This window comes from Bacillota bacterium (assembly GCA_023511485.1).
GTDB lineage: Bacteria > Actinomycetota > Aquicultoria > Aquicultorales > Aquicultoraceae > CADDYS01.
In genome coordinates this window covers 25154-43061 of record JAIMBH010000008.1, presented here as the reverse complement: position 1 = coordinate 43061, position 17908 = coordinate 25154, and the positions used below count along the sequence as shown (strand labels likewise).

The following is a 17908-nucleotide window of genomic DNA, read 5'->3' as shown; positions in this document are numbered from 1 at the left end:
TGCCCATGCCTTCCAATCCTCAGTTTATGATATACTTATTCCTGACTCTCGGTTGGTTTTCCAGCTTGTCGAGAGTAATAACTGGCAAAATTCGCTTGCCTATGTCAAGCTAAGTTCTAGCAATGATCGCACTATAATTGCACTAGGGGGGGTTGATAGCTTGAGGGCTATCCTAGGGTTTTTCTTAAAGAGAAAAATCGTCGTTACAGTAATTGTCCTTATGATCCTGGCAGCGGGATCGGCAGTTGCTTTTATATATGAATCGGTACGCAACTTACCCGATATAGGTGACGTCAAAAGCGTTATCAAAAACGAGGCTACTTATATCTATGCAAAAGACGGGACTCTTATAACAAAGCTGTACGTCGATAACCGCACTATTGTTCCACTTAATAAAATATCTCCAACCCTGCAAAAAGCAGTGATATCAATTGAGGATCAACGCTTCTATGAGCACAGCGGAGTCGATTATATTCGCATTATAGGCGCTTTGCTAAGAGACATAAAAAGTGGAGAAGCCACACAGGGCGGCTCAACAATTACACAGCAATACGTCAAGAATGCGTACTTCAGTCCTGAGAAAACTATCCAGAGAAAAATCAGAGAGGCTTTCCTTGCAACAAAACTCGAACGCAACTACACCAAGGAGCAAATCCTCGAGAAGTATCTTAATACCATATATTTCGGGAACCAGGCATACGGTATTGAGGCAGCAAGCCAGACTTACTTCGGTATCCCGGCCAGCCAGCTAAATCTGGAGCAAAGCGCCCTGCTGGCCGCCCTGATTAGGGCTCCTGAGTCGTACAATCCATACAAAAACCCCGATGTTGCACTTAAGCGGCGTAACCTGGTCATCGATAACATGCTTTCGCTCGGTTATATAAAGCAAGCGGAGGCTGATAGGGCAAAAGCTAGCCCGATCGGTGTTGTACCGCGAAAAAGAAACTATACTGGTATCGCCCCATATTTTGCCGATTGGGTAAGACGAGATCTCATAGACAAGAAAATTATCGAAGACGAAAAGGACATTGCATCACGCGGCCTTAAAATATATACAACCCTTGATCCTAAAATACAAGAATATGCAGAGCTGGCCTGGAAGAAGTACCTGCCAAGGCCAGATGACCCTGAGGCCGCCCTGGTAGCCATCGATCCAAAAACAGGTGCTGTCAAAGCGATGGTCGGTGGCAGAGATTATAATAAGGATAACTATAATATTGCTGGCCAGGGAAATGGCCGTCAACCAGGATCTTCTTTTAAGCCGTTCACTCTTACCGCAGCTCTGCTAAGTGGCATATCACCTGATGACGGGTTTGATGCATCGTCACCGCAGGAGATAGATATTGGTGGTGGCAAACCGTGGATTGTACATAACTATTCAGGCGAATCTGGCTCCGGCTTTGTAAGCCTTCGCAGGGCAACTGCAGCTTCCATTAATGTTGTCTACGCGCAGCTCGCGATGCGAGTAGGTATGGATAAAGTAGTCGAAACGGCAAGGGCGCTAGGCCTTAAGAAGTGCGATTTAAGCGATAAAAACCCGGCTATAACTCTCGGTGGGCTTAAATACGGAGTTCAGCCGCTTGAGATGGCTTCAGCGTATGCAACGTTTGCCAATAACGGCGTTTATAATGAACCGTTCGGCGTGGAAAAAATCGAGTACAGCAACGGGCAGTTGGTCTACGAACACAAACCAGCGCCTAAGCAGGTAATTGACAAGGAAGTTGCATGTGTAGTCAACGATATCCTTCAGGGAGTTATCACAGGCGGGACCGGCACAAGAGCCAGAATAGGCCGCCCTGCAGCGGGCAAGACTGGTACAACTTCCGGTTACATAGATGCCTGGTTCTGCGGTTACACGCCGGACCTTGCCGCGGCTGTTTGGGTAGGCTACCGAACAGGCAATGGAAAGGATGCAAAGCCGATGACGAACGTGCATGGCATAAGAGTGGCAGGCGGCACCTTCCCAGCACAAATCTGGGCTTCTTTCATGAAGCGGGCTTTGGATGGCGTTAAGCCAAGCTATTTTGAAAAGGCCCCTAGACAGGCGCTAACTTGGGTTGAGGTATGCGATGAGACTAACTTAGCGCCTACAGAATGGTGCCCAAAGGTTAGTAAACATATGTATATACGTAAATATTTCAAACCAAAAGAGCTCAAGAGGTGTAAAAAACACCAGGCAATTCCCGTTCCCAGCCTTGCGGGATTATCGCAGGATGCGGCAATAAAACAGCTCACAGATCTTAAGCTTGGATTCAGTATTGTAAGTAAGCCGGGCGCTGCCGGAACCGTGGTCGACCAGAATCCGGCTGCAGGCACAGGTGTCAAAGAAGGGACTGTTATCGAAGTGGGAATAGGTGACGGCACTATTGCAAATCCTACGCCGGAACCACCACCGGCACAGGAAGAACAAAAACAAATCACGGTGCCCGATGTTATTAAAAAATCTTCTCAAAAAGCGACCGAAGAACTACTAAATGCTGGATTTACAGTGAGCAAAAAGTACTATGATTATGGTAAGTCCGTGGATTACGACTGCGTTGGATCGCAGAACCCTCCAGGCGGCACATTAGCCGCAAAGGGGTCAGAAGTCGTGATATGGCTCAATACGCATAAGTGATGCAGGGCTTTAGCCCTGCACAATCCGAAGCAGGTCTAAAGCCCTGCACCACTAGTTGCGGCCATGATTTCTTTGCTGACCAGCTCCATCATGTTCTTGGTGATCGGGCCGGGCTTACCATCTCCAACAGGCTTACCGTTTAACCTTGTGAGAGGCATAACTTGCATTAAAGTATTGGTTAGGAAAAGCTCTTCCATCCCCTGCAGCTCGCGCATGCTGATGCTTCGCTGAAGCACTAGATATCCAGCTTTACCTGCCGTCTTTATAACTAGGTTCCTCATAATGCCAGGCAGAAGCCCGTCTACAACAGGCGGGGTGTATATCTTATCTTCTCTAATAGCAAAAACATTTGTGTACGATCCTTCCGTGATGTTGCCCTGTTCGTTGAGAAGAATTGCTTCGTTGCAACCCGCCGCTTTAGCTCTTCTTCTGGCAAGAACCGATGGTAGATAGCTGGTCGATTTTATGCTCGCTATCGGGCTGTTTGAGATGCGATAGCTGGCTAGAACAATAGCTGACATGCCCTTTTCGTAAAATGCCTTGTCGTAGCCGTCATATTGTGTTGCTGTAATAACTACAGTTGGGTTGTTTGAGCCTACAGGACCTCGCGTTAAGGTCAGACGTACCCGCGCATCAACCAGCTTATTTGCATCCAGCGTTTTATTGCACGCGTCAGCTAGTCTCTCTTTGTCGGGCGCATTTTTTATCTCTAAAACTCTTGCGGAATCGGTTAATCTCTTTAGGTGATCCTCGAGCGCAAAAATATGCCCGCCATAGGCCCGCATTGTTTCAAAAAGCCCTTCTCCGTATAAAAAACTAGTGTCAAATGCGCTTACTGATGCATGTTTTTCATCAACAAATTCGCCGTTGATGTACACCTTCACCTAAAGCTCGTCCTCCCTTAAGCCAAGTGCGCTAAATAGCGCACGCGCTTTATCTAGCGTTTCGGCATATTCGGCATCGGCGTCCGAGTCCGCAACTATGCCCCCTCCTACTTGCAAATAAGCTCTATTTCCAAGAGCCGTTATCGTGCGGATAACAATACTTGTATCGAGAACTTTATTGGTGCTTATATATCCTATCGCGCCTGTGTATATATTTCTACGATGAGGCTCAAGCTCTTCTATTATCTCCATGGCCCTGATCTTTGGTGCGCCGCTTATCGAACCGCCGGGAAAGCTTGCTCTAAACAAATCCATTGGGCCTACTTCAGGCTTCAGCCTGCCGATCACGGTAGAGACAAGGTGATGTACAGCTTCATAACTTTCAACTACCATTAGTTCAGGGACACTTACGCTACCGTGCTCGCAAACCCTGCCCAAATCGTTCCTTTCTACATCAACAATCATAACATGCTCTGCTGCATCTTTCTCGCTCTTTGTTAGCTCTTCTATCGACAACTTATCTTTAACCGGGTTATCAAAGCGCGGCCTTGTACCCTTTATCGGCCTCGTCTCAACATAGCGGTCGTTCATGAACATAAACCGCTCTGGTGATGAGCTTAACACTGAGAAACCCCCATATCCTAAGAAAGCACCAAATGGGGCTGGATTTGCCAAGCGAAGCCTTTTGTAAAGCCCGTAATGGTCGATTGACAAGTCGACACTAAACCTCTGAGCTAGATTTACCTGAAATATTTCACCTTCGTTTATATATTGTCTCGCTTTCTCTATCATCTGCCTATACCGCCCAAGGGTGAAATTTGATTTTAAATTTGCGGCTACTTTGCCGCTGTGTAAGACCTGCCGTGCAGGAGAATTAACCGCCGGTCTTATCTTCGCAATAAGTTTGTTAAGTCTATGCCTTGCCTCCAGTTCGCTTGCCTTGTTGCTGTTTTGATTGTATGCGACCGCATAGGTTCTCTTGTCTTTGTGATCTATAACTATTGCTTCGGTGTAAAAACCAAGGTATAGGTCAGGGACTTTAAGGTCATCTACAGCGATATCCGGCATTATCTCAATCTGCCGATTCAAGTCGTATCCCAGATATCCAACCGCACCTCCTGTAAAAGGTAGCCATGAGAACTCATCGTTATCCAGCATACCAAACGCTGTTAAGACCTCGGCAACAACTTGGAAAGGGTCGGTTTTCTTTCGGGTTATCCTACCACTCGCAACAACTTCTGTAATGCCGTTTTTCGATCTGACGACTATTCGAGGTCTGCTTCCCATAATGGAGTACCTCCCATATCGTTCCATTTCCAGCGCACTATCCAGAAAAAACGGCATGGGCTCATCAAGCAGACCCTCAAAAGCAAGAGAAGGCTCCTGTATGTGCTCAATATCTCTGATGAATAATTCAGGTCGTGCCTGCAATTACGCTCCTCTGCTATAGCAGCTATTTTTACCGTAATCTTCCGAAATTAACTATAGTACTATAGTTATGAGTAATTGCGGTACTCTGCAGTACTAAAACACAGACATCGGTGCTTTGCTGCTTCAAAACATTGGCATTTTAAGCCAGGTAGAGCCAAAGCCATGCACTACTTTGCTTAGCCACTACTAGGCTTGGCTAAAACCCTGCACTATCTCCATGTCTTTCAATCGAAAGCCATAAAGCAACAATAGAAAGAAATACCAAAAAACGGGCACCCATTGGTTGGTTGGGTGCCCGCTAAAGAGGCTGACATACCAAACAGATTTTGTGTTAGTTTTACACTATTTAGCATTTTCTTGCAAGAGATAATTTAACGAAATTTAACGAAAAATTGTTTGCATGGTAAAAGCGTAGCTTAGATATGCCGCACTTGCCAAGCGAATGTCATCTCACTATTTTTGATATCGCAAGCTCGATGATGTCTTCCGCACCCTTGGCTTTTAGCTGAGGTATCAGGATATTTACACTTGCCTTCTCAACCACTGTCTCTATAGCAAAGTAATTGGAATTATAGAGCTTTGACACTGTTGGATTCTTAAGAGCCGGCAATACTGAAACGACGTCTTCAAGCTTGTCCTCAGGGACATTCATGCTGATGAGGACCTTACCGCGTGCCTCTATAACGCCTAGCAGAAGTGTTTTTACCTCTTCTATTGCCCGCCTCTTTTCCGGGTCTGCCCAGGCATCTTTGTTGGCCATAAGACGGGTCGTGGATTCCAGGATCGTACCTATAATCTTTAGCCTGTTGCGTCGCAGGGTCTCGCCCGTTTCTGTTAAGTCGACGACAACATCAACAAGTTCAGGTACTTTTGCCTCAGTTGCGCCATATGAGAACGATATTTTTACCGGAACCCCTATTTTCTCGAAGTATCTTCTTGTTACATTCGGAAGCTCAGTGCTTACACGGCTACCTGGCGGTATATCTCCCGGATCATTGATTGGTGAGGCCTCAGGCACCGCCACGACCAGGCGCATTACGCCTGCACCCGTCTTTGCGTATGGCATATCGGCTACTTCTACAACATCGGCAGCAGATTCCACTATCCAGTCATATCCGCCAATCCCTAGATCGAAATATCCCTCTTCAACATATTTAGGAATCTCCTGGGGCCTGAGTATTTTTACTTTGCTGATCCTGGGATCGTTAATTATGGGATTATATCCTCTCGAGTGTTTTTTTATCTCAAGATCCGCTTCCGCAAAAAGCATTAGCGTTTGCTCTTCCAGACTTCCTTTTGGTAGCGCAATACTTAGCATATAATCCTCCGGATTAGATCTCATGTGCCAAGGTCAATCAGTTAAAGCGCCAATGCCTTGGCACTTTATTGGCGCTTAAAGACCGCTTGTTATTGGCCTTTTGGCTGCTTTACTAATCGGCTATTTCCAATGGTTATTAAAGCTTTGCTATTTAATAGTTTAACACGTTAAAGTATAATAGTAAAGTTTAGGGAGTAAGTTTTGGGTTGTTCTTTAGCCTACCGCTACCTTACCTCGATTCAGCAGGCTTTTTAGGAACTGACCTGTGTAGGAAGCTTCGACCTCTGATATTGCCTCAGGCGGTCCTGCGGCTATGACCCACCCCCCGTCATCGCCGCCTTCTGGGCCAAGGTCAATTATCCAATCGGCGGTTTTTATTACATCAAGGTTGTGCTCGATTACCAACACGGTATTGCCCTGTGCGACCAATTTGTTTAAAACGTCCAAAAGCTTTTGGACATCTGCGAAGTGCAGGCCGGTTGTCGGCTCATCCAATATATAGAAAGTTTTGCCTGTTGCAACCTTGCAAAGTTCAGCCGCAAGCTTTACTCTTTGCGCCTCGCCTCCGGATAAGGTTGGCGCGGGCTGGCCAAGTTTTATGTATCCCAAGCCCACGTCGAAAAGCGTTTGAAGCTTTCGCTTTATTTTTGGCACATTTTCAAAAAAGGCAAGGGCCTCTTCGGCCGACATATCAAGGACATCTGCTATGCTTTTACCCTTATATTTTACTTCGAGAGTCTCGCTGTTGTATCGTGCTCCTTTGCAAACCTCGCATGGGATATATATATCGGGCAGAAAATGCATCTCTATCTTTATCGTGCCGTCACCGCTGCATGCCTCACAACGGCCACCCCTTACGTTGAAGCTGAACCGTCCGGGCTTGTATCCCCTGACCTGTGATTCAGGAACCTGGCTGAATAAAGCGCGTATATCGTCAAAGAGCTTTACGTAAGTAGCCGGGTTTGACCTTGGTGTGCGGCCAATTGGAGATTGGTCTATCTCTATTGCCTTGTCGATATACTCAAGACCTTCTATTTTTTCGTGCTTCCCCGGCAATTCCCTTGAGCGATAAAACCTCCTGGCCAACGCCTTTGAGAGGATATCGGTCACCAGGGTGCTCTTACCTGAGCCGGAAACGCCGGTTACGCATACAAAGAGCCCGATTGGTATATCTACGTCGATATTTTTTAAGTTATGCTCGCTCGCACCTTTGATGCGCAACCATGCATTTCCCGGCGCTCGCCTGTTCTTAGGAATATCTATGCTACGCTTCCCGCTTAAGTACTGACCTGTTATCGACTGCGGATTTGCCTTGATATCTTCGATTGTGCCGGTAGCAACGACTCGACCGCCGTGTTCCCCAGCCATCGGTCCGATATCTACAATATAGTCCGCTTCAACCATCGTCTCCTCATCGTGCTCGACGACTATTAGCGTGTTTCCAAGGTCTCGCAGTCGCTTAAGCGTTTGTATCAGCCTTTTGTTATCGCGTTGGTGCAGACCGATGCTCGGCTCATCCAGCACATAAAGCACTCCAACTAACCCTGAGCCTATTTGAGTTGCAAGGCGTATGCGCTGCGCTTCACCGCCTGATAGCGATGCCGATGACCTGTTAATCGTTAGATAGTCAAGCCCAACATCAATCAAGAACTTTAGGCGCTCGCGTACTTCTTTTAGGATACGGTGGGCTATCATCTGCTCTCGGTTGGAAAGAACAAGCTGATTTATAAAACTAAGTGCGTCTTTTGACGACATCTCGCTTAGCTCGTGTATGTTAAGCCCGCCTATTCTAACCGCCAAGCTTTCTGGCTTAAGCCGTGCCCCGTTGCAGGCCGGGCATGGCCTCATTGCCATGTATTGGGATATCTGCTCGCGCAGATACTCGCTATCGGATTCGCGATAACGGCGTGCAAGATTCTTTAAAACACCATCGAACGCAGTGTGGTAACTCCGTACCCGGCCGGTAAGGCTGCGATATCTAACATAAATCTGCCGGCCATCGGTACCAAGCAGCAATACCCTGCGTGCCTGCTCAGGCAAATCCTTCCACGGCGTATCCATGTCAATGTCGTATTCTTCGCATACCGCTCTAATTATCTTGGGATAAAAATCGACGCGCGTGTAATAAAACGGGTGAATTGCACCCTCATTTATGCTTAAGTTCTCATCCGGGATTACAAGCTCCGGATCGACAACCATCTTAGTGCCAAGACCAGAGCATTCACGGCATGCCCCATAAGGATTATTAAACGAGAACATTCTGGGCTCGAGGTCTTCAAAACTTATTCCACAATCGATACAGGCAAAGTGCGTGCTAAAATCCTGCCTTTCACCACCGATTACCTGGATAGACACGATACCTTCGCCTAGGTTTAATGCGGTCTCGACCGAGTCGGCAAGCCTGCGCTGCACCCCATCTTTCATGACTATCCTATCGACTACTACGTCAATGTCATGGCGCTCTTTCTTATCAAGCTTTATATCCTCTTCCAGGTTATACACTTTACCATCAACCTGAACCCTGGCAAAACCATCCTTGCGCAGCCGCTCAAAGAGCTCGCGGTACTCACCTTTGCGCCCACGAACAACTGGGGCGAGCACCTGCAGCTTGGTGCCACCCTCAAACCTCATCACTTGTTCGATTATCTGCTGCGATGTCTGCTGCGCTATTGGCTTGCCACAGTTCGGGCAATGCGGAATGCCTATCCTCGCATAAAGCAGACGCAGGTAGTCGTAGATCTCAGTGATAGTACCTACAGTTGACCTCGGATTTTTAGACGTTGATTTCTGGTCGATGCAGATAGCAGGAGATAGCCCATAGATGTGATCGACATCGGGCTTATCCATCTGGCCCAGAAATTGCCTGGCATATGCCGATAGCGATTCGACATATCGGCGCTGCCCCTCGGCATAGATTGTGTCTATCGCTAAAGACGACTTGCCTGAGCCACTCAAGCCCGTCATAACGATAAGCTTATTCCTTGGTAATTCAAGGTTGATATTCTTTAAATTGTGCTCTCGCGCACCGCGGATTATTATCTTGTCTTCGTGCATTTCATTTTCTCTTTCTTGTTTGATGTGCTCGTTCTTAATTATTTATCCTGTTCAATTATACCAGTAAGGGCAATGCCCAAGCGCCTAATTGGTAAGGATACGTATGTTCTATACAACAAACAATCAGTTAGATCAAACAGTCGGTATCATAAGTCAGATCTCTCTGACGGGCGGTTTTTCTTCCGGGAGGTTTTGGCCTTTTTGGTAAAACTCTGCGGCCTCGGCAATAACGCCCAGTTTTGGCATTTTGATATACAGTTTCTTGCTGTAGGGTCTCGTTTCGCTTTTTGTCAGGGAATTCTTGAAGGCCTCTTTGCCAGTTATTTTCTCCGGATACCGAATTTCCAGCTCTCCGGTTCTTGTGTTTATTACGGCCTCGGCCAACTTTTTGTATTTCTTATACCAACGCATCACGTAAATCTTGTTCCCGCCCTGTTCATTAACAGGATCCCCTATCGATGCCGATACGACAGCATCCATCACCTTCCAGTACATTGGCTCGGTCACATCAAAAACGCTAACCGGATGCAGGTCACGCTCGTCGGTTGGAGTCTCGGTGCTTTCGATAAAGATAATGCGTTCTGCGCTTTTGACCTCACTAAAAAACTGCGCCAGCTCTGAACTTGGCTTAATCTTCTGCGCTTCTTCATCTGGATCAACTGCCCTTTTCGCCTGTTCTTCAACTGGATTATTACCATGGACTATCCGGTATTTCCTGATTTCAAATCCATGTACTGCAAGGAAGCCTACTATAATAAGCAGCACCGCAGCAACAATGCTAACCGCAACTTTCTTTATTAATTTCATGCGCTTCCTTTGGTTAGATGATTGGCATTTACATTATTATAATACCCTGCTATCAGTTATCCATATAGGAAAGGACCCGCACCTTGGCGGGTCTTTCACAGGATTACCTTTTTATTCCTTCCGTTTGCCCTTCAGCTCTCTGTTGTTTATATTCCCGATTGAGAATTCCTTAAACATCCTTGCCATAAATTTTTCTATTAGCAATGGGTTAGTTCTGCAACCACAGGGCTATATCTAATTCAAACCTTTGGTTGCTGCACACTTAATAAGCTCAAGCATATTTTTTGGTACGAACATTCTCTCTTGCTGCGAATGCTTTAACTTTGTACCTCTTATATAGGTTATCTGCATCAAACCGGAATCTTCATGGATGAAAATCTCGGCCAGCCGCTCATCTCCGCTGTACCAGCGAAGAGTATAACCCTGGAGTCATCGTCAGGGCTTACCGAATCTTGTCACCGACGCCATTGCTGATTTTATCTCGTGAAATATCGCGTCGTCACGGTCATAAGCCTCGATAAATTTTCGCTTTACCATATCACCGCTATAAACCGACAACAGATCGGATTTTTCGATCACCCTGTTAAGCTCGGTCAACTCGGCAGGTGGCCGTAGAAACCAAATAAGCCCAAATGCCACCATTACCATAACTATTACTGCGAAGAATTGTTTCTGCCTAAGGTCCATATAATCCTCCGGATTAGGTCTTGATATCTAGACATGCAAAATGAATTCTATCTCCAAACCTGCGATACCTTCATTATATGTTCTGGTATTTTCGTAGCTTTAACACTACAATTTCAGGCATGGATACTTTGTTTTCCGTAAATGACATTTCGCATATTCCGCTTGCCGAGAGGATGCGCCCAAGAACCCTTAGTGAGTTTGTTGGGCAGAATGAACTATTGGGGGAAGATGGTTTGCTGCGCAAGATTATCTCAAGCGACATGCTGCCATCTATGATTCTTTGGGGGCCACCGGGCAGCGGCAAGACGACTATTGCCCGGATAATCGCCGCTATGACAAGCGCACACTTTGTTGAGTTCTCTGCAGTAACAAGCGGTATTTCTGACATACGAAAAGTAATTAAAGATGCAGCTGACAGAAGAAAGCTTGAGGCAAAACAAACCATTCTATTTGTTGACGAAATACACCGCTTCAACAAGGTGCAGCAGGATGCCTTCCTACCGCATATCGAAGCCGGCACCATCGTGTTGATAGGCGCTACTACTGAAAACCCGGGCTTTGAAGTCAATGCTCCTATCCTTTCACGATCCCGTCTTTTCAGGCTTGAGCAGTTAACCGATGAAGATATCACAGAGATACTAAAAAGAGCGATCAGAGACAAAGAACGAGGGCTAGGCAAACTTGGGATTGAAATCGAAGACAGCGCCCTTACCCACATAGCAAAGAATGCGAACGGCGATGCCCGGGTCGCTCTCACTGCCCTTGAGATCGCGGCAAACAGCCTTGCAAAAGATACGGCTGAAGGTGATGGTAACATAATAACTCTGAAGATAGCCGAGAGTGTCATCAATAAAAAACAGCTTCAATACGACCGAGCAGGAGACGCGCACTATGACACTATAAGTGCTTTTATAAAAAGCATGCGGGGAAGCGATCCTGACGCAGCTGTATACTACCTGGCCAGGATGCTTGAGAGCGGTGAGGATCCGAAATTTATCGCACGCCGTCTGGTCATCTTTGCGTCAGAAGATATCGGAAACGCTGATCCGCATGCCCTTATGCTTGCCACGGCAACGGTAGACGCACTAAACTTCGTTGGACTTCCTGAGGCTAAAATTACGCTTTCACAGTGTACGACTTACCTAGCAAGTGCGCCAAAATCAAATGCTGCTAAGACAGCCATATTTGATGCTACTGCAGATGTGCAGAAAAAGCGGGTTGAGCCGATACCAAATCATTTAAGAAACGCTCCAACTTCCATAGCAAAAAAACTTGGCCATGGCAAAGCATACAAATACCCACACAATTACGCTGGAAACTATGTCGAAGAGACATACCTACCTGAGGGCTTAAAAGGCAAGATATACTACCGCCCAACCGATAATGGATACGAGAAGAACATTAAAGAGCGACTCAACCGGCTGCGCAAGAATAAAAATAATCAATAATAAGCAATAAAATGCAGTGCAGGGCTTTAGCACTGCCTGGTAGCCTTAAAAAGATGCACTATGATTTTTAGTTTAGTAGCCCTAAAGGGCTTGCCCGGTCCCTTTGTTTTGCTTAGAATAAACTCTGCCGAAGGGCTGCCTACTTTAGTTACACTACTTTAGCTTGACGGCAGTGCCACTAGCGCTGACCATAAGCATGCCCTGTGTCTGGCCCAGCACCTCATAGTCAAGATCGACTCCGATCACTGCATCGGCCCCTATACTTGCAGCTTTCTCGGACATCTCATTAATCGCTATCTCTCTTGCATTATTTAGCTCGCGCTCATACGCTGCTGAGCGTCCGCCCACTATATCCCTTATCGATGCGAAGACATCTCTAAATATATTCGCTCCCATGATGGCCTCGCCGGCAACTATCCCAAGATACTCGGATACTTCCCGCCCTTGAACAGACGGCGTTGTAGTAATAATCATAGGCATTTCCTCCTGACAGCTTTGACCCACTTAACACTAACGATATACTGAATTCTAAATCAGAATTCTAATTGGAACTAGAATTAAGTATATCAGACTCTAAAACTATTGCTTTATTCTTTCCTTTATTTGGGGATAAATCAATGAGGTGATAAAACATTTACAAACAAACGCAAGATAATAAATATAAAGAGGGATCTTTCCTACCTAGAATCGCCATCATAAAGGCCGGTCCACCCATATACGGTGGATACACTCTCGGACGCATGCCCCAAGAAACAGCGCCAGAATCTGGTAAGCGACGGTCAAAGGTAGTTTTTATCCGGGGTGCAATACCGGATGAGAAGGTCCAGGTGAGCTTATATGAGGAGAAAAAGGACTACTATCTCGCAGATGTTATCGCCGTTATTGACCCATCCCCGGATAGGATAGAACCAAACCCACGCTGTATAGGCTGCCAGCTTGACTATATCGCATACGAGCGGCAGGTCGCGATAAAAGAAGAAGTCCTCCTGGACTCGCTGCGGCGAGTCGGCGGTATTGAGACAAAACTTTCTGACCCCATAATCTTAAAGAACAATATCTGGAACTACAGATACAGGGCTCAACTTAAGCTGGGTGATGGTAAGATCGGTTTCTACAAGGAGCGAACAAACGAGATAGCCGATACCGACTACTCACCTCTTCTGATTAACGAGTTAAACGATGTTTTAAGGAAGGTCCATAAGGCGGTCCATGGCAACCCGGACAAGTTCCAAACCATCGCCGAGCTTCACCTCTCTTACGGCAACGGATCTTTTGCTCTCCTTAAGGTAAAACCCAAAACTAAAGCGCATGAGGGATTCTGGAATGAACTTGCCGTTATGTTGCTTGATACAGGTCTTGAAGGCGTAATTATTGAAACCCAAGGGACCGCTCCTGCAGGCCGTTTAAAGTATGGCAGAGATTCGCTCGTCCTTTACCTGGACGAAATCACCTATACAATCTCGCCGGCTAGCTTCTTCCAGGCCAACTGGAGACTAAACCAAATCATGGTAAGCTTCGTCAAAGAAACTTTGCGTCCGCTGCAAGGAAAGAGAGTTCTCGATTTATATTCGGGCGCAGGAAATTTCGCACTTCCTTTGGCAACCGAGGCAAAAGAAGTCATCGCAATCGAGAATCAGAAATCGGCGGTCGAAGATGGGGAGCGAAATCTTCGGCTCAACCATATCAGAAACGTCAGGTTCTTTAACATGCCTGTTGAGAACTATAACATGAGCAACTATGGGCCGTTTGATATAGTAATCCTTGACCCGCCGCGGAGCGGCCTTGCAGATAAGGTTACCGGGGGTCTGCTTAAAGCAAAGCCAGAACAAATCGTCTATGTATCGTGCAACCCATCAACTCTTGCCCGCGACCTAAAGAAGCTATCCGCAGGATACTATATCGACTCAATTATGCTGGTTGATTTATTTCCGCAGACTTATCATATAGAGACGCTTACCTTCCTAAAAAGGATTAAAGGATAAGGGAAATGCTATGGGTATTTAACCCGCATCCCTTCTATTATTTACCCTATAAGCACCCTAAAAATTTCCCTACGATTTACTGAGAGTTTACCAACTATGTTGCCTTAACTGAAACGTTAACTTCATCCTTAACTGGAAACAATCTCAAATATCAGGTAAGGTTTTATCAGGTAAGGTCTTTGATTTCCGACCCGATTTCATAGCTCTTAGCCTTGCCCAGCTCGCGAAGGTAAACCGTGCGTACCGGATAAGGTATCTCTATACCGGCGTTATCGAGAGCTTCTTTAACTGCTTTATGCGCCTCCGACTTTATCTGCAGGAAACCATCCTCTTGCCAGTCGACCCATACCCGTACCTGAAGCATGACCGAGCTGTCGGCAAACCCTGTAACAAGAACCTCGGGGGCCGGCTCTAAAACCGCACCCTTTATATTGCGCACGGCATCAAGACAAACCCGCATAGCAGTTCCAATATCGGCTGCATACGAGATACCAACGTTTACATCAACCCGCCTTTTGGGCAACGCAGTGAGGTTAATGATGTTGCTGGTTGACAGAGCATTGTTTGGGATATAAATAAGCCGGCCATCATATGTTTCGATCTGTGTGTCTCTTATCCTTATATTTGTAACCGTCCCTTCCACATCACCGATGACAACATTATCCCCTATTGTGAACGGGCGCTGTATCAAGAGGATTATCCCGGACAGAAAGTTCCCAAGGATGTCTTTCATCGCAAAACCAACTGCAAAACCGGCCACACCAAGCCCTGTAAACAGCGCAGAGAGGTTTGTGCTTACAAAACTAAGCGCCACTATGATACCAACTGATAGCGTCCCGATGTAGGCGATTTGAGCCACCAGGATATCGACGTGCCCGTCGGTACTCGTCCTTGCCATCGCCTTTCTTACAACCCTTCTCACTGTGCGTGCAACAATTATGAAAACAATTAATACAACGAGCACCTCTATCAATATTGGTAGCCACTCAATGAAATCGCTGTATAATTTGGCAAAACCTTTAGGCACAGTTACCATTTTCTCGCCTGCGGTCACTAAATCTTCTTTCAAATCATCTCTCCTTTTACATAGCGACGCTAGCAGCTTAAGATACACGCTGCTGCCTACATTCTATTAGACGCTCTCATGAGATGCAAACGACTCTATTACTATGAGCTCTATTACTATGAGCTCTATTACTATGAGCTCGATCGATGGGTCGAGGTATTTTAGGAAGCACAGTTGTGACAATAAGCGCGCTTGCTGCCATCCACAGTAATAGCTGGCTTATCTTAACTTTTTGATAAATATAATTTCTCAAACGCACACTTTTTGCGACTATAGCCGCTATCTTACCAGGCAGCGAACCTGAGCGGTGACAGGCACCGGGAAAGCAAGGCGATGAGTTCTCTTATCTGCTGCAATACTCTTCTATGCATATCTTCAGAAGCCGGATCGGGTGGTTGGATTGTCTTAACAGGCTCAACAAGATTTGGGTTGCCCTGATGTGTCCTGGGTGCCTCCTGCATTCGGGATGTTTGTTGCTCTATCACATTAGACCCAGGCTTTTTTGGGTTGCATGGCTTTGTCTCTACCGGCTCCGGCGCTTTTCTACCTGGTGTAGCCGGCGTGGGTTTGATCGGAGCCGGTTGCTTAACGGTTTGCGTTATTTTTGACTGCTTTGATTGTGGTTGCACGGATTTAGATATTTCAGCTGGTTGCGATTTAGCAAGTTGGTCATGTGTAGGCTTATATGACTGGCCTGCAACGTCTTTTGATCCCAATATCAGAACCCAATAATGTTTATAGGTCGACTGTGCGTTATATGCATAACCCACACCCATCGCCCTGTAATTTAAGTTAAGCATGTTGGCATTATGCCCCTGCGACGTTGACCACGCTTGAACAACTGCCACTGCGCTAGTTTGCCCTGCGGCAATATTCTCAGCGGCTGCACCTTCATAGCCAGCAATTCTTACACTAAACGTAGCGCCATCAGGAGAAGTGTGTGAAAAATAATCACGGTTTGCCATGTCCTGGGCAAACTCCTGTGCCCTGCGCTCAAGATCGGCATCTCTTTTAAGAACCGCTCTGCCATTCTTCTGGCGATATGTATTGACCTCTGCAAAAAGCCCATCTTGCTGCCTCGATGTGCCCAATACCGCAGCCGGCATTGATAGGATGAAAAAGAAAGTTAGGGCCAGTAAAATTACAGATGCTCTTTTACTTCTTTTGCTAACATACAACATATCGCACCGTCCTTCCTTAAGCTCTAAAGGTAAATCCGAAACGAACTTCACCATACCTTAATACTCTTAATCGCCGGTTTCAAGCTACAATGGGTTGCTTACCAAGCAAAACAGCTTCTGTTAACAAATCTATATATGTGCAAGCGCTCTCTATATCCTTAACTGCACCAGACAGAATATTGTTTCTACGCCAATTGTTTTATTTCGATTTAAACAAACTAAAAAGCAGATCATCTGCTTTAAATTAGAAGGCAAAATGGCTTATATTTACAACGCAAATTATCATTGCTGCCAATGTTCATATGTGCTAATATCCAGCTACCAAGCGTGAGATTATGTGACCAGCAGCGTCGACTAAAAAGTTGAACAGGAGGCAACATGCGGATCTATCACGATGACACTGCTTACCCAAATTCAAGTAAGAAGCACGGTAAAGTTCCCCAAAACGCATATAGTATAGTCTTCTTGCACATAGTGTCTTTTGTTCTCGCATTAGCTTTAGTTGCAGGCTGTAGCGGAAAAGCAGTGCCTCTAAAAGCAAAACCATATAAGTCTAAACCCGAAGAGATAAAGATAGGTTTTAGTCCAACTTGGCTTGGGCTTAATAAAAAGACAGATGATATATTTATCCTTAATAGCCAAATCAATCAGATTGTTTTAAAAAACCGGAAGAATAATAACCAAACCTATGCCTTCCAGCTCGATGAGGGGTTGAGCGGCATAGCTTATGCCGAAAGCGCCAATACCATTTTTGCCTGTTCAAAAAATTCTAATATGCTATATTCAATCGATATAGCAAGAAAAAAACTCAATCCAATCCTTAAGATGCAAAAATCGGCAAAGAAACTCCTGGTAGATTCTAAAGGAAGCATAATCTTTGCGCTTTCAGAAAATGCAAACACCGTTATCGCAATAAATCCGCCGTCCAAAACATATATTGGCGAAGTAAAGTTGGGCTCCTCTATTTCTGATATTGCATATAGCGCTAAAAACAAAACCCTTTACCTTACCATGCCTAAGGAAAATAAAATTGCAGCTGTAAGGCTTAATAACGGCTCTTTTGGAAAACCAGCCTTTGAAGAAATAGAAAACCCTGCAATAGTAAGGGCCGACGATGTCAACTCCAAAGTATACGTCACCTGCAAAAAGAACGGGATTATCACCATCCTAAACGGCATATCCCTTAAAAGGGAAAAGAAGATTGATACCGGCAGAAAGATAGACCAGTTGATTGTAGATGAAACCAGATACCGCCTAATAGCTTCAGAAAACAAGCAAAGTATAGCCACAATAGTAGACCTTAAGGCAGGAAAAGCAGTTGAAGCGTTTGCTGTTGATATAAACGGCTATGCTCAATATGATTCTACAAACCGCGATCTTTGGGTGCCCGATAGCCACGGTAGTGTGCTAATCTACAAGTTTTAGTTGGGCAT

The 17908-nt window shown here is 45.8% G+C and carries 13 protein-coding genes; 4 read left to right on the top strand and 9 right to left on the bottom strand.

All coding sequences use genetic code 11. From position 1 onward, the window contains the following. The first annotated feature begins 160 nt into the window (after window positions 1–160). Window positions 161–2617, top strand: a complete 2457-nt coding sequence (locus tag K6T91_03935; protein ID MCL6471941.1) for a PBP1A family penicillin-binding protein — start codon at window positions 161–163, stop codon at window positions 2615–2617. A 35-nt stretch (window positions 2618–2652) separates the two neighbouring features. Here the strand turns inward: K6T91_03935 and K6T91_03930 are convergent, their stop codons facing one another. From K6T91_03930 to K6T91_03905, 6 genes are all read right to left on the bottom strand, one after another. Continuing rightward, a complete protein-coding gene (locus K6T91_03930; GenBank protein ID MCL6471940.1) occupies window positions 2653–3501 on the bottom strand; it encodes an aminotransferase class IV in 849 nt (282 codons plus the stop codon). Next, on the bottom strand, window positions 3502–4932 hold the full coding sequence (gene pabB / locus K6T91_03925) for an aminodeoxychorismate synthase component I (protein ID MCL6471939.1): 1431 nt from the start codon (window positions 4930–4932) through the stop codon (window positions 3502–3504). A 445-nt stretch (window positions 4933–5377) separates the two neighbouring features. Continuing rightward, window positions 5378–6250, bottom strand: a complete 873-nt coding sequence (gene hisG / locus K6T91_03920) for an ATP phosphoribosyltransferase (protein MCL6471938.1) — start codon at window positions 6248–6250, stop codon at window positions 5378–5380. A 213-nt stretch (window positions 6251–6463) separates the two neighbouring features. Further along, complete coding sequence (uvrA, locus tag K6T91_03915; protein ID MCL6471937.1) at window positions 6464–9304, bottom strand: excinuclease ABC subunit UvrA; 2841 nt, start codon at window positions 9302–9304, stop codon at window positions 6464–6466. Window positions 9305–9457: 153 nt separating this feature from the next. Next, window positions 9458–10111 carry a hypothetical protein gene (locus K6T91_03910; GenBank protein ID MCL6471936.1) on the bottom strand — a complete coding sequence of 218 codons (654 nt, stop codon included), beginning with the start codon at window positions 10109–10111 and terminating at the stop codon, window positions 9458–9460. A gap of 435 nt (window positions 10112–10546) precedes the next feature. Next, window positions 10547–10798 carry a hypothetical protein gene (locus K6T91_03905; protein MCL6471935.1) on the bottom strand — a complete coding sequence of 84 codons (252 nt, stop codon included), beginning with the start codon at window positions 10796–10798 and terminating at the stop codon, window positions 10547–10549. Window positions 10799–10917: 119 nt separating this feature from the next. Between K6T91_03905 and K6T91_03900 the strand changes: the two genes are divergently transcribed. After that, window positions 10918–12246: a replication-associated recombination protein A gene (locus tag K6T91_03900; GenBank protein ID MCL6471934.1), complete on the top strand. Its 1329-nt coding sequence runs from the start codon at window positions 10918–10920 to the stop codon at window positions 12244–12246. A 153-nt stretch (window positions 12247–12399) separates the two neighbouring features. Here K6T91_03900 and K6T91_03895 read toward each other — a convergent pair whose 3' ends face one another. Continuing rightward, complete coding sequence (locus K6T91_03895) at window positions 12400–12720, bottom strand: heavy metal-binding domain-containing protein (protein MCL6471933.1); 321 nt, start codon at window positions 12718–12720, stop codon at window positions 12400–12402. A gap of 266 nt (window positions 12721–12986) precedes the next feature. Here K6T91_03895 and K6T91_03890 point away from each other — a divergent pair, with 266 nt between their 5' ends. Beyond that, a complete protein-coding gene (locus K6T91_03890) occupies window positions 12987–14228 on the top strand; it encodes a class I SAM-dependent RNA methyltransferase (GenBank protein MCL6471932.1) in 1242 nt (413 codons plus the stop codon). 166 nt (window positions 14229–14394) lie between these two features. Here K6T91_03890 and K6T91_03885 read toward each other — a convergent pair whose 3' ends face one another. Continuing rightward, window positions 14395–15297, bottom strand: a complete 903-nt coding sequence (locus tag K6T91_03885) for a mechanosensitive ion channel family protein (protein ID MCL6471931.1) — start codon at window positions 15295–15297, stop codon at window positions 14395–14397. Window positions 15298–15578: 281 nt separating this feature from the next. Next, a complete protein-coding gene (locus K6T91_03880; GenBank protein MCL6471930.1) occupies window positions 15579–16400 on the bottom strand; it encodes a CAP domain-containing protein in 822 nt (273 codons plus the stop codon). 453 nt (window positions 16401–16853) lie between these two features. On the opposite strand from K6T91_03880, the gene K6T91_03875 reads away from it, so the two are divergent. After that, on the top strand, window positions 16854–17900 hold the full coding sequence (locus tag K6T91_03875; GenBank protein ID MCL6471929.1) for a hypothetical protein: 1047 nt from the start codon (window positions 16854–16856) through the stop codon (window positions 17898–17900). Window positions 17901–17908: the final 8 nt, after the last annotated feature.

What these genes read in the sequence shown, in the direction of transcription:
- hisG (MCL6471938.1), bottom strand. Translation starts at nt 6,250, where the DNA reads ATGCTAAGTATTGCGCTACCAAAAGGAAGTCTGGAAGAGCAAACGCTA.
- uvrA (MCL6471937.1), bottom strand. Translation starts at nt 9,304, where the DNA reads ATGCACGAAGACAAGATAATAATCCGCGGTGCGCGAGAGCACAATTTA.
- K6T91_03910 (MCL6471936.1), bottom strand. Translation starts at nt 10,111, where the DNA reads ATGAAATTAATAAAGAAAGTTGCGGTTAGCATTGTTGCTGCGGTGCTG.
- K6T91_03905 (MCL6471935.1), bottom strand. Translation starts at nt 10,798, where the DNA reads ATGGACCTTAGGCAGAAACAATTCTTCGCAGTAATAGTTATGGTAATG.
- K6T91_03900 (MCL6471934.1), top strand. Translation starts at nt 10,918, where the DNA reads ATGGATACTTTGTTTTCCGTAAATGACATTTCGCATATTCCGCTTGCC.
- K6T91_03895 (MCL6471933.1), bottom strand. Translation starts at nt 12,720, where the DNA reads ATGATTATTACTACAACGCCGTCTGTTCAAGGGCGGGAAGTATCCGAG.
- K6T91_03890 (MCL6471932.1), top strand. Translation starts at nt 12,987, where the DNA reads ATGCCCCAAGAAACAGCGCCAGAATCTGGTAAGCGACGGTCAAAGGTA.
- K6T91_03880 (MCL6471930.1), bottom strand. Translation starts at nt 16,400, where the DNA reads ATGCCGGCTGCGGTATTGGGCACATCGAGGCAGCAAGATGGGCTTTTT.
- K6T91_03875 (MCL6471929.1), top strand. Translation starts at nt 16,854, where the DNA reads ATGCGGATCTATCACGATGACACTGCTTACCCAAATTCAAGTAAGAAG.